The organism is Pseudomonas sp. JBR1 (genome assembly GCF_028198185.1).
GTDB classification, from domain to species: Bacteria; Pseudomonadota; Gammaproteobacteria; order Pseudomonadales; family Pseudomonadaceae; genus Chryseomonas; species Chryseomonas oryzihabitans_E.
In genome coordinates, this window is the sequence record NZ_CP116340.1 from 512,366 (window position 1) to 525,170 (window position 12,805).

8 protein-coding genes and 4 pseudogenes are annotated in these 12,805 nt (G+C 66.5%); 10 read left to right on the top strand and 2 right to left on the bottom strand.

The features are described 5' to 3' along the window. Nucleotides 1–125: 125 nt before the first annotated feature. The 5 genes and pseudogenes from PJ259_RS02520 to PJ259_RS22830 all read left to right on the top strand — a co-directional run. Nucleotides 126–1,988 (top strand): annotated as a pseudogene (locus PJ259_RS02520) (PAS domain-containing protein); the annotation flags it as partial. 165 nt (nt 1,989–2,153) lie between these two features. Continuing rightward, nucleotides 2,154–2,600: pseudogene (locus PJ259_RS22820) on the top strand (methyl-accepting chemotaxis protein); the annotation flags it as partial. Next, nucleotides 2,600–4,054, top strand: a complete 1,455-nt coding sequence (locus PJ259_RS02525; RefSeq protein ID WP_271655820.1) for a chemotaxis protein CheW — start codon at nt 2,600–2,602, stop codon at nt 4,052–4,054. The pseudogene PJ259_RS22820 and the gene PJ259_RS02525, both read left to right, overlap by 1 nt. A gap of 260 nt (nt 4,055–4,314) precedes the next feature. Then, nucleotides 4,315–5,085 (top strand): annotated as a pseudogene (locus PJ259_RS22825) (PAS domain-containing protein); the annotation flags it as partial. A gap of 105 nt (nt 5,086–5,190) precedes the next feature. Further along, nucleotides 5,191–5,628, top strand: a pseudogene (locus PJ259_RS22830) (methyl-accepting chemotaxis protein); the annotation flags it as partial. Here PJ259_RS22830 and PJ259_RS02535 read toward each other — a convergent pair. Further along, nucleotides 5,625–6,236, bottom strand: a complete 612-nt coding sequence (locus tag PJ259_RS02535; RefSeq protein WP_271654597.1) for a histidine phosphatase family protein — start codon at nt 6,234–6,236, stop codon at nt 5,625–5,627. The pseudogene PJ259_RS22830 and the gene PJ259_RS02535 overlap by 4 nt on opposite strands. A 5-nt stretch (nt 6,237–6,241) precedes the next feature. Continuing rightward, complete coding sequence (locus tag PJ259_RS02540) at nt 6,242–7,399, bottom strand: GAF domain-containing sensor histidine kinase (RefSeq protein WP_271654598.1); 1,158 nt, start codon at nt 7,397–7,399, stop codon at nt 6,242–6,244. Between the two features lie 595 nt (nt 7,400–7,994). On the opposite strand from PJ259_RS02540, the gene tyrS reads away from it, so the two are divergent. From tyrS to PJ259_RS02565, 5 genes are all read left to right on the top strand, one after another. Further along, nucleotides 7,995–9,239, top strand: coding sequence for a tyrosine--tRNA ligase (gene tyrS, locus PJ259_RS02545; protein WP_271654599.1), 1,245 nt, complete (start codon nt 7,995–7,997; stop codon nt 9,237–9,239). A gap of 10 nt (nt 9,240–9,249) precedes the next feature. Beyond that, the gene (locus PJ259_RS02550; RefSeq protein ID WP_271654600.1) at nt 9,250–9,927 is read left to right on the top strand and encodes an SDR family oxidoreductase; all 678 of its coding nucleotides are present in this window, start codon (nt 9,250–9,252) and stop codon (nt 9,925–9,927) included. 100 nt (nt 9,928–10,027) lie between these two features. Further along, a complete protein-coding gene (locus tag PJ259_RS02555) occupies nt 10,028–10,795 on the top strand; it encodes an SDR family NAD(P)-dependent oxidoreductase (protein ID WP_271654601.1) in 768 nt (255 codons plus the stop codon). Nucleotides 10,796–10,805: 10 nt separating this feature from the next. Beyond that, a complete protein-coding gene (locus PJ259_RS02560; RefSeq protein WP_271654602.1) occupies nt 10,806–11,990 on the top strand; it encodes an acetyl-CoA C-acyltransferase in 1,185 nt (394 codons plus the stop codon). A 14-nt stretch (nt 11,991–12,004) separates the two neighbouring features. Beyond that, a complete protein-coding gene (locus PJ259_RS02565) occupies nt 12,005–12,790 on the top strand; it encodes an enoyl-CoA hydratase (RefSeq protein WP_271654603.1) in 786 nt (261 codons plus the stop codon). Nucleotides 12,791–12,805: the final 15 nt, after the last annotated feature.

Genomic DNA, 12,805 nt, shown 5'->3' on the forward strand with positions numbered 1-12,805 from the left:
GGGTCATTCGTCAGACGACTACTGGCGCTCCGCTGAGCGAAAACCTCTCTAGGATAGACGGAACTCAAATTGTTATCGCAATTGCCGATAGCCTGATTGCCGAGTCCCTTCCTGGAGTTGCCCCCATGTCTTCCGCTTTCACCGCCTCTGCCACCGTCGATGATGCCAGCGCCTATCACACCCTGCGCCAGGCCCTGGATCGCTCCCTGGCGGTGATCGAGTTCGATCTGCAGGGGACGGTGCTGCATGCCAACGGCAATTTCCTGGAGACCTTCGGTTATCGCCTGGATGAGATCAGCGGACGCCACCATCGTCTGTTCTGCCCGGCGGCAGTGGCCGAGAACGAGGACTACCAGGCGTTCTGGGAGACGCTGAGTCGTGGCGAGTTCCGCAGTGGCGTGTATCGACGCAAGCGCAAGGACGGCAGCCTGGTGTGGATTCGCGCCACCTACAACCCGCTGCTGGATGCCGAGGGCAAACCCCAGCGCATCATCAAGTTCGCCACCGATATCACTGAAGCCCGGCTGCAGGCGGTGGAGTTCGAGGGCAAGATCGCAGCCATCCATCGCTCCCAGGCGGTGATCGAATTCGATCTGCAGGGCAACGTGCTCTGTGCCAACGACAACTTCCTTGACATGACCGGCTACGCGCTGGATGAGCTGCGCGGGCGGCATCATAGTCTGATGTGCCCGGCCGACTACGCTCGCTCGCCGGAATATGCCCTGCTGTGGAATCGACTGGGCCAGGGCACCTTCGATACCGGCGTCTACAAGCGTATCCGCCGCGATGGCCGACCGATCTGGATCCAGGCCACCTACAATCCCATCCTCGACAGCGACGGCCGACCCTACAAGGTGGTGAAGTTCGCCACCGACGTGACCGACGCGCAACTCCAGGCCGCCGAATTCGAAGGCAAGATGGCCGCCATCGATCGGGCCCAGGCGGTGATCGAATTCGATCTGCACGGCACCATCCTCGACGCCAACGAAAATTTCCTCGCCGCACTCGGCTATCGCCTGGAAGAGGTGCGTGGCAAGCATCACCGGATCTTCTGCGAACCGGATGATGCGCGCTCGCCGGGGTATCGGCTGTTCTGGGAAAAGCTCGGCCGCGGCGACTTCGATGCCGGCTTGTACAAGCGCCGCGCCAGCGATGGGCGTCAGGTGTGGATCCAGGCCACCTACAATCCCATCCTCGATGCCGAGGGCAAACCCTACAAGGTCGTCAAATTCGCCAGTGACGTGACCGAAACTCAGCTGCGCAACAGCGACTACGAAGGCAAGGTAGCGGCCATCGACCGGTCCCAGGCCATCGCCGAATTCTCGCTGGACGGCACGGTGCTGACCGCCAACCGCAACTTCCTGCTGGCCCTGGGTTACCAGACCGACGAGATAGTGGGCAAGCATCACCGCCTGTTCTGCGCTGACGACTATGCCCGCTCGGCGGAGTATCGGTTGTTCTGGGATAAGCTTGGGCGCGGTGAATTCGATGCCGGGGTGTACAAGCGGCGCAACAGTCGTGGCGAGGAGATCTGGATCCAGGCCACCTACAACCCGATCTTCGACGCCGACGGCAAGCCGTGCAAGGTGGTGAAGTTCGCCGTGGACATCACCGAGAGTCAGATTCGCAACAGCGACTATGCCGGCAAGGTGGCCGCCATCGATCGCGGCCAGGCGGTGATCGAGTTCGACCTGACCGGCAAGATCCTCGATGCCAATCGCAACTTCCTGGCTACCCTCGGCTATCGCCTGGAAGAGATTCGTGGCCAGCATCACCGGCTTTTCTGCGAAGCCGAGCATGTCGCTTCCAGCGAGTACCGTGAGTTCTGGGCGCGACTGGCTCAGGGCGAGGTGTTCGGCGGGCGCTTCATGCGGCTGAGCAAGTTCGGTCAGCGGATCTGGATCCAGGCGACCTACAACCCGATCTTCGACGCCGAAGGGCAGGTGCACAAGGTGGTGAAGTTCGCCACCGACATCACCCGCCAGGTCGAGATGGAGCAGCACGTGCGGCAGAAGATCGAGCAGATGAATCTCTCGCTGCACGCCCTGACCCGTTCCATCAACCAGATCGCCGAGACCACCGATGACGCCAACCGCATGGCGCGCCGCACCCTGGAGGAAGCCGAGCGCGGCTCCCTGACACTGACTCGCTCGCTGGATGCCATGGCTGCCATAGGCACCACCGCCGGTGGTATCCAGGACATCGTCCAGGTCATCAGCGACATCGCCAACCAGACCAACATGCTGGCCTTCAACGCCGCCATTGAGGCCGCTCGTGCCGGTGAGCACGGCCTGGGCTTCTCGGTGGTGGCCGACGAGGTACGCAAGCTTGCCGAGAAGTCGTCCCAGGCGACCAAGGAGATCAACAAGTTGATCCTGGAGTCGGTCAAGAGCATCGCCCAGGGCAGTGAGATCTCCCGCAGTGTGGGAGAGGCCTTCGGCATGATTGCCGAAGGGGTGGGCAAGACCCAGCAGTCCATCGAGGCCATCAACGGCTCCACCGCCGCGCAGCTCGACGATGCGGCGCGGGTCAATCAGCTGATCCAGGAGCTGGACGCCGCCACTACGCTCGCGCCGGTCGTGGGAGGACCGCGTTCGTGATGCAGACCCAGGGCGTCGTGCGGATCGGTGACCTGGAAGTCGCCATCGCCGCCCAGGCCCTGGAGCGCGTAGTGGCCTGGCCGGAGCGCCTGGTGCCTCATCCCAGCCCGGCGTCCTGGATGCTCGGTCTCTTCGAGCTGGACGGGCGCCCGCTGCCCCTGGTCGACGGTCATCGCGTGTTGGGATTGCCCCCGGTGGAAACGCCGCGGCGGGTCGCCGTGATTCGTCAGGGCGGCGGCCGCTTCGGCCTGAGCATCGACGGCGTCGTGGATATCCTCAATCTCGCGCGCGAGGCCATCGTGGCGCTGCAGGGGGCAGCCGGTCGCCTGCTGGGGCGCATCCATCTGCAGCCGGAGACGGGACGGATCATCCACCTGCTGGACCTGGAGGTACTGGCGGCGTTGCCAGGTTTCGAGGCCAGCGCCGAGGCGCCGGCGGGTCGGCACCAGGCCGCCAGCGCGGACCGCAAAGGCGAGCGTCTCTATCTGCTGTTCGAGTGCGATGGCCGGCGCCTGTGCCTGGATGCGGCGGTGGTACAGGAGCTGGTGGATCGACCGCAGCTGGAGCCCACTGAGTTCGCCAGCGACAGCTGTCGCCATCACGTCCAGCTGCGTGGCCAGACGCTGCCGGTGCTCGAACTGTCCACGTTACTCGGCCTGACCACCTCGACGGTCCACGGTCGCGAGCAGTTGCTGGTGTTGGCCGCGGGCGAGCGGGGCGAGTACCGGGTGGCCTTCGGCTTCGAGCGCCTACTCGGCATGTGGCGCCGTGACCCGGCGCAGTGCGCGCCGCTGCTCGACTTCGGCCTGGAGCAGCCAGGGCTGTTGCGGGGGGTGTTCAGCGATGCGGACGGCGAGTCGGCGGTGGTGCTCGATCACGCTGCCCTGGGGCGCCAGGAGGCCGCCGTGGCCTATGCACGCATCTATCGCACCGACCGCAATCTCCTGAACGAGGAGCGTCAGCGGACCCGGCGTCAGCCCTGCCTGAGTTTTCTTGCCGGCGCGCTGTTCGCGGTGCCCTTGGAACAGGTGGCCGAGGTCTTGCCGCTGCCGCCGCGCTATCTGCGCCTAGGGCAGCGCGATCCACGATTGCTGGGGCTGCTGGAAGTGCGGGGGCAGCAGATCACCCTGGTCTGCCTCCGTACCCTGGCGGGGGAGACGGCGGTCGAATCCGCCGCCAGCGATCAGGTGATCGTGGTTCAGGGCGAGCGTCAGCGCCTGGGCTTCGTGGTCCAGCGGGTAGAGGCCATCGAGAGCTTTACCGATCTGCGCGAGGATGCCCTGGCACGCAGCTGGCAATTGCCGGAGGACGGCCGGCTGGCGGCGCAGCGGGCGCTGAGTTGGGTAGGTATCGGTACGGCGGGTAATAGTCGTCAGGCGACTCTGATCGACCTGCTCGGGCTGGTCCGCCGCTTCGAAGGCCAGGCCAGCCAGCAAGGTTTGCCGGTCAATTGAGGCTACCATTCGTCGATTCCTTGAACGGTATCCTGGCCGCCATCGGGAAGGGAGCCGTGGCTGCCCAGGTAAGGGCCATCGAAGCAGTAGGGGCGACCTAGAGCCTGTAGGAATTCGCGGCCAATGCCACGGCCTGCCTGGCGCTGGCGCCAGCGCGACCATAACTGGCTCTTTGCCGCTAGACGCGGCGTCCGGTGGGGTTTCAAGAAATGTCGCGGCGCGTCGAACCAGAGTAGGACACAACTTACCTGGGTGATCCCATGTTCAACTCCGCACTCAAACGCCGTATCGCTGATCTCGAAGCCGAGCTGGCCGAGCACCGTCAGCTGCGCGCGGCGTTCTGCAACGATGCCATTAGCCTACTGCTGGACGCCCAGGGCCGCATCGAGGATTTCAACGAGAACTTCGCGCTCTGCCTGGGCTATGCCCCGGGCAGCCTGACCGGGCGCAATCTGGATGACATCATTCCGGACTATGTGAAATGCATGGAATGCTATGGCGACCTGAAGCGCAGCTTCAGCGAAGGTCGCCAGGTGAGCGGCATCTATCGCCTGATCCGTAGTACTGGCGGCGTGGCCTGGCTCTATGCGATCTGGACGCCGGTGCGCGACACCCAGGGTCGGGTCAAGCAGATCCGCTGCTATGCCTACGACCGCACCGAGCAGGTGGAAACCGCCACCGAGCACTCAGGGATCATCAATGCCCTGTTGCGCTCCACCGCAGTGATCGAATTCAACCTGGCGGGCGAGGTGCTTACCGCCAACGAGCGGTTCCTCCAGGGCATGGGCTATTCGCTGGCGCAGATCGTTGGCAAGCACCACCGGATGTTCTGCACTCGGGAAGAGGCGGAGTCTCCGGATTATCGCGTCTTCTGGGACCGGCTGAATCGCGGCGACTATGTCGCCAGTCGCTTCAAGCGCATTGACAGCCACGGCCGCACGGTCTGGTTGGAGGCGTCCTACAATCCGGTGCTCAATACCCGCGGCGAGCTGTACAAGGTCATCAAGTTCGCCACCGTCATCACTGAACAGGTAGAGCAGGAGCTGGCCGTGGCCGAAGCCGCGCGGGTCGCCTTCGACATCTCCCAGACCACCGATGAAAGCGCTCGTCAGGGCGCGGCCGTGGTGCAGGACACGGTGGCGGTGATGACCCGCATCGCCGACGAGATCCAAGTCGCCGCCAACGGTATCGAGGACCTTGGCAAACAGTCGCTGGTGATCAGCTCCATCGTCAAGACCATCAGCGGGATCGCCGAGCAGACCAATCTGCTGGCGCTCAACGCCGCCATCGAGGCGGCGCGGGCCGGCGAGCAGGGGCGCGGTTTCGCCGTGGTCGCGGACGAGGTCCGGCAATTGGCCGGGCGCACCAGCAAGGCCACCGAGGAGATCGTCGGGGTGGTACAGCAGAACCAGCAGCTGGCCCAGACCGCGGTCAGCAACATGGCGGCGAGTCGGCAACAGGCGGAGCAGGGGCTGCACCTGGCCAGCAACGCTGGGGTGCGCATCACCGAGATCCAGGACGGCGCCCGCCAGGTCGTGGGTGCGGTCAGCCAGTTCGCCCGGCGGCTGAGTTAAGGCTGCTCGCCCCAGCCGGCGGCGCTGTACCACCGATAGCCCTCGGCCGTGAGCTCCAGCCAACGGCCCTGGTGGATGACCATCCGGGTGGCCACCTCGGCGCTGGCCAGGCCGGTCGCTACCAGCAGGCTGCGGATCAGGGCGCCGTGGGCCACCAGCAGGGTGGGGCCATCGAGCGCCTCCAGCAGCGGGCGAACCCGCTCAGCCGCATCCGCATAGCTTTCGCCACCCGGTACCCGAAAGGTATAGGGCTCGGCAGCGCGGCTGGCGTGCTGCTCGGGATAGCGCTGGGCGATGGTGGGCATGTCCAGGCCTTCCCAGTCGCCAAAGGCCTTTTCCGCCAGGCGCGCGTCCCGGCCCAGGCTCCTTGGGGTACCGGGCAGTTGCGCGAGGATCAGTTCGAGGGTTTCGCTGGCGCGCTGCAGCGGGCTGCTCAGGCAGGCGAAGGGACCTATGTCGTAGCGTTCGCGCAGGGCGAGGCCGACGGCCTGTGCCTGGGCGCGACCGCGAGCGTTCAACGGGATGTCCTGGCGTCCTTGCAGGCGGCCGCTGGCGTTCCAGTCGGTTTCGCCGTGACGGATCACCAGCAAGGGAGTGGGCAAAGGCAAAGGCATCAATCCAGGGCAGTGGGTAGAGTCAGGATGAAGCGCTGACGACCGTTCTCCAGGCGGGCGATCAAACTGCCGCCATGGCCGCGGGCGATCTCCTGGGCGAGATAGAGGCCCAGCGCCAGGCCGGCGGGTCGTTGCGCGTCGGCCTGGGTCAGCGCGGGCTGGAACAGTTGGGCCAGGGTAGCAGGGTCCACCGTGGCGGCGCTGCTGTTCACCTCGAGTTGGTAGCTGCGCTCTTCGAGCGCACCGCGCAGGACGAGGGTGTCCCCCGCAGGGCTCTGGACGGCGGCGTGCTCGAGCAGGGCGCCCACCGCCTGCAGGAGGCGCGGCAGATCGAGCCGGAGCGCAGCCGGTAGCACGGGCAACTCGCCGTTGAAATGCCGATCGGGAAAACGCGCCTGCAGTGTCGCGAGCAAGCTGGCGAGACGTTCGTTCACGCCATCCTCCAGCGCCAGCTTCAGGGGCAAGCCCAGCCCCAGGCGCGTCCGCACGAAGTCGGCCGCCTCGCCACAGCGCCCGGCCAGCCTGCCGGCCTCGGCTTGCCCGTCGCGGGCCTGGGAATCCTGGGTGGCCAGCGCCTGCAACGGCCGCTGCAGGTCCTGTTCAAAAAGCACCAGCAACTGCTCGCGCAGCGTTTGCAGATCGCTGTCGCCGCGCGGTCCGGGCATTTCGTCACGGCGTTGCTCTTCGCGTGCGAGCAGTTCGCCCAGCAAGCGGGCGAACCCCTCCAGGGTGGTGATCACCGAGCCCTGCTCCAGTCGCGGAGCGGGTCGAGGATCGAAGGCGCAAAGGGTGCCGAAGAAGGTGCCATTGGGGCGGAATACGGGCACTGACAGATAGCTCTTCCAGCCATAGAGGCTGGGCGCCGGATGGTCGCAGTAGGTGGGATTCTGTTCCACGTCGCTGATGACCACGGCGTCGTGGGAAGAGCGCACGTGATTGCAGAGGGTGGACTCGAGATCCAGCTCCGCGCCGGGTTGCAGGCCGTAGGCGATCCGATCCTCCACGGCGCAGGCGATCCAGCGCTGGTCGGTGACCTCCGCGATGGTGGCGACACCGAGGCCGCTGACCTCGCACACGACGCGCAGGAGCGCCGCGACGGAATCCAGCGACGCCAGCAGTTCAAGGCTTTCCACGGCGCTGGAGGGGTGACTGGACATGGTGTGGTAACTCTCTGACGGACAAGGCCTGAACGCTAGGCCAAGAGACGCCGGAGGGCAACCATCAGCTAGACGTCGTTGAGGTTGTTCCAGGCTACGACTAGCCGATCAGATCGGTCGCGTAGGCCAGTACGGTAAGGCAGAGCAGTAGCAGCAGCAGGTTGGCCGGGGTGATGCTTTTCATCAATGGGATCCTCTCACGCAAGGGGTTTTCCTTGTCCAGGTACACCTGGAAACGCCACGTCGGCGCGGGGGATCGCTAGGGGTGGAGCGGGTAGGTTCATCTCTGCGTCTCGATACTGCTGGCAAAGGACAGGAGTCGGAACGCCACTGTCGCCGTTCGTTCAGCGCCTGCCAGGGCAGCTGCGACATCTGGTCGAAGCGGCAGTGCGAGCGGTTCGCAGTTGCCAACGGCTGAGCAAGCCGGTAGCGTGACGCCCCATGCGAACCTTCCTCTGTCCTATCAGCGCTTATTACTACTACCTGACCAATATCGGGTGGTAGGTACTGCGCTGCATGACCGAACCGCCTAGGGCGGCTCGGTCAAGGCAACTTCTCCCGGTCTCCCTGGCACCGTCCAGCCACAGGAGACCCCATGGACAGCACCACGCAAGACCTGCTCGCCACCCTCGAAGCCCGCGGTTTCGTCCACCAGACCACCGACCGGGATGGCCTCGCGCGCGCCTTCGCTGCCGGGCCGGTGACCGGCTATCTCGGCTTCGACGCCACCGCCGATAGCCTCCACGTCGGCCATCTGCAAGGCCTGATGCTGATGCGCTGGCTGCAGCGTGCCGGCCATCCCATCCTCTTGCTGATCGGTGGCGCCACCACCCGCATCGGCGACCCCAGTTTCCGCGACAGCAGTCGCCCGGTACTCACCGACGGCCAGATCGCCCTGAACATGGCCGGCATCGCCAAGGCCTTTCACCGCTATCTCGAAGTGGGCGATGGCCACGGTCGTGCCCAGGTGGTGGACAACGCCGAGTGGCTCGACGGCCTGGGCTACCTGGATTTTCTCGGCGCCGTCGGCCGGCATTTTTCCATCAACCGGCTGCTGACCTTCGATGCCATCAAGAATCGCCTCGACCGCGAGCACTCGCTGTCCTTCGAGGAATTCGGCTACACCCTGCTGCAGGCCTATGATTTCGTCGAGCTGTCGCGGCGCTACGGCTGCACCCTGCAGCTGGGTGGCGCCGACCAGTGGGCCAACATCATCAACGGCGTGGAGCTGTCGCGCCGTCAGGGCGGCCCTCAGCTCTATGGTCTGACCATGCCGCTGCTGGCCACCCGTGATGGGCGCAAGATGGGCAAGTCGGCTCAGGGCGCGGTCTGGCTCAACGAGGAGCGGCTGTCGGCCTTCGACTTCTGGCAGTTCTGGCGCAACTGCGACGATGCGGACGTCGAACGTTTCCTGGCCCTGTTTACCGAATTGCCGTTGGACGAGGTCCGCCGACTGGGCGCCCTGGGTGGCGCGGAAATCAACCTGGCCAAGACGGTGCTGGCCAACGAGGCGACGCGGCTCGCCCATGGGGAGGGGGCACAGCGCGAGGCCGAGGCGGCGGCCGCCGAGGTATTCGCCGATCGAGACGGCGCGGGTCAGCTGCCGGAAATCGCCCTGACTCGCAAAGAGCTGGAAGGGGGCGTCAGCCTGGTCGAGTTGTTGGTGGCAGCCGGGCTGCAGCCTTCGCGCAGTGCGGTGCGTCGCCTGGCGGAAGGCGGTGGCCTGCGTTTGGACGAGCAGCCGGTGATGGATCCCGATATCCGTCTAACGCTGACGGACGCCGGGCGGCGGGTAAGTCTGGGTAAGAAAAGACATCTGCGCATCACGTTGACGGACTGAGGAGAAGGCTATGAATGTCTGGGTGATCGGTGCCTCGCGAGGCATAGGTTTGGGGTTGGTGGAGCGCTATCTGGCGCAGGGTGCTCAGGTGTTGGCGCTGGTGCGAGCGCCGAATGCCGCGTTGGATGCCCTGATGGCGACTGCCAAGGGCCGGCTGCGGGTGGTGACCGGCGATCTGTGCGATCCCGACCTCGGCACACGACTGCTGGAAGAGTTGCGTCCTGGCTCGCTGGATCGGCTGATCGTCAACGCCGGCATCATGGGGCCGGCAGAAGAGGACGGGCAGTGGGCGACGGCCGCGGAGCTTGGCGAGCTGTTCCTCACCAATGCCGTGGCACCCCTGCGGTTGCTGGATGTCCTGGCGCCGCGAATGGCCGCCGAAGGGGTGATGGCCTGTCTGAGTTCGCAGATGGGCAGCGTCAGCCTGGCGCGGTCCGCCGAGATGCCACTCTATGGCGCCAGCAAGGCAGCGCTGAACAGCCTGCTGCAGAGCTGGGTGGCCGGGCGGCAACCGCCCTGCGCGGTGCTGGCACTGCATCCGGGCTGGGTCCGCACCGAGCTGGGCGGGGCAAGCGCCCCGGTCGAAGTCGCCGATAGTGTGGCTGGTCTGGTCGCGACGATCGAGGCCCGGGTTGGCCAAAGCGGCAGCGCCTTTCTCGACTACCAGGGCCAGGCCTTGCCCTGGTGAGCCGGTGGCCGGATCGCTCAGGCGCGCTGAGCGATCCGGCCCTTGTCCCGCTGCGGGGGAGGGTCGAAGATGCGGGCATTACCCCCCTGGGAGTGCCCTCATGCGCATCGATGATCGAACCTTCCTGGTAACCGGCGCCGGCTCCGGCCTCGGCGCGGCCACCGCCGGGCTGCTGGTGGCGGCAGGCGCCCGGGTGGCGCTGTTGGATCTGCAGGCCGATGCCGTGCAGGTCCAGGCCGAACGCCTCGGCGACCAGGCCCTGGCGCTGCCGGTGGACGTGACCGATGCTGGAGCCCTGAGCGCCGCCATCGACAGCCTTATGGAACGTTGGGGCAGTCTGCAGGGCGCGATCAACTGCGCCGGTATCGTCGGTGGCGCCCGCATCCTCGGGCGCAATGGGCCGCACGATCTGGCGGCCTTCGCCCGCATCGTCACCGTCAATCTGGTGGGCAGCTTCAATGTCTTGCGCCTGGCCGCGGCCGCTATGGCCCAAGGTGAGGCCGACGAGGGCGGCGAGCGCGGCGTGATCATCAATACCGCCTCCATTGCCGCCTTCGATGGCCAGATCGGCCAGGCCGCCTATGCTGCCTCCAAGGGTGGGGTCGCCTCTCTCACCCTGCCGGCTGCTCGCGAACTGGCCGGGCAGGGGATCCGGGTCATGACCATCGCGCCTGGGGTGTTCGAGACGCCCATGATGGCCGGCATGACCCCTGAGGTCCGCGATGCCCTGGCCGCCAATGTGCCCTTTCCACCGCGGCTCGGGCGGGGCGAGGAATTCGCCGCCCTGGTCCGCCACATCATCGAGAATCCCATGCTCAACGGCGAGGTGATCCGCCTCGACGGCGCCCTGCGCATGGCCCCGCGCTAGGAGAATCGTCATGAACGACCCCATTGTCATCGTCGCCGCTGCCCGTACGCCCATGGGCGCCCTGGGTGGCGAGTTGGCCGCGCTCTCGGCGCCGCAGCTGGGTAGTGCCGTGGTTCGCGCGGTACTGGAGCGGGCCGGCTGGTCGCCCGAGCGAGTCGACGAAGTGCTGCTGGGCTGCGTCCTGCCCGCGGGCCTTGGCCAGGCCCCCGCGCGCCAGGCCGCCCTCGGCGCTGGCCTGGCCCAAACGACGCGCTGTACCACCCTGAACAAGATGTGCGGCTCGGGCATGCAGGCGACCATCCTCGGTCATGACCTGCTGCGTGCCGGCAGTGCCGAGGTGGTGGTGGCAGGTGGCATGGAAAGCATGAGCCGTGCGCCTTATCTGCTGGAAAAGGCCCGCAGCGGCTACCGCCTCGGCCATGGCGCCCTGATCGACAGCATGTTTCTTGACGGCCTGGAAGACGCCTATGAACCCGGGCGCCTGATGGGGACCTTCGCCGAGGATTGCGCGGCGCGCCTGGGCATCGGCCGCGAACGCCAGGATGCCTATGCTCAGCAGTCTCTCGCACGGGCACGCCAGGCCCAGGCCAGCGGCGCCTTTGCCGGCGAGATCGTCCCGGTGGAGGTAGTGACGCGCAAGGAGACCCTGCGCCTCGACACCGACGAACAACCCCGCCGCGCCGACCCTGCGCGTATTCCCACGCTCAAGCCGGCCTTCCGCGAAGGCGGCACCGTGACCGCGGCCAATGCCAGCTCCATCTCCGATGGCGCAGCGGCGCTGCTGCTGATGCGCGCCAGCACGGCCGCGCATGAAGGCCTGACGCCGCTGGCGACCATCCGTGGCCACGCCGCCCATGCCGGGGCGCCGGGCGACTTTCCCACCGCCCCCATCGGCGCCATCCGCACGCTGCTCGAGCGCATCGACTGGCAGTTGGGTGATGTCGACCTCTTCGAGATCAACGAAGCCTTCGCCGTGGTGGCGCTGGCTGCCCAGGATGCCCTGGGGCTGGACCCGGAACGGCTGAACGTGCACGGTGGTGCCTGTGCCCTGGGTCACCCCATCGGTGCCTCCGGCGCGCGCATCCTGGTGACCCTGATCCAGGCGCTGCGCCACCGTGGCTTGCGCCGGGGCGTGGCCGCCATCTGCATCGGCGGCGGCGAGGCCACCGCCCTGGCGCTGGAACTCAACGACTAGACAAGGACAAGATCATGAGCGAACCCTCTGCCGAATCGACCCTGTTGCTGGACATCCAGGACCGCGTGGCCCTCATCACCCTCAATAGACCCAAGGCGCTCAACGCCCTCAATGCCCAGCTACTCACTGAGCTGGATGCCATGCTGGCGCGCCTGGACGCCGATCCCGAGGTGGGGTGCGTGGTGCTCACCGGCTCGGCCAAGGCCTTCGCCGCCGGGGCGGACATCAAGGAAATGGCCGGGCAGGGCTATCCGCAGATCTATCTGGACGACTACTTCCGTGTCGCCGACCGCATCGCCGAGCGGCGCAAGCCCTTGATCGCCGCCGTGGCCGGCTACGCCCTGGGCGGTGGCTGCGAACTGGCGCTGCTGTGCGACTTCATCTATGCCGCCGACACCGCCCGCTTCGGCCTGCCGGAGCTTACCCTGGGCGTCATCCCTGGTATCGGCGGCACCCAGCGGCTGACCCGCGCCCTGGGCAAGGCCAAGGCCATGGAGCTGTGCCTGACCGGTCGACAACTGGACGCCACCGAGGCCGAGCGCGCCGGCCTGGTCGCCCAGGTGTTTCCCGCCGACCAGCTCCTGGAGCGCACCCTGGAAGCCGCGCGGGGCATCGCCAGCCGTTCGCTGCCGGCGACCCTGCTGCTCAAGGAAAGCGTCAATCGGGCCTTCGAAACCAGCCTGGCCGAGGGCATCCGGTTCGAGCGCCGGGTCTTCCATTCGCTGTTTGCCAGCGCCGACCAGAAGGAAGGTATGGCAGCCTTCGTCGAGAAGCGTCCGGCGAAGTTCGAGCATCGCTAGGCAATACCGGAGGAA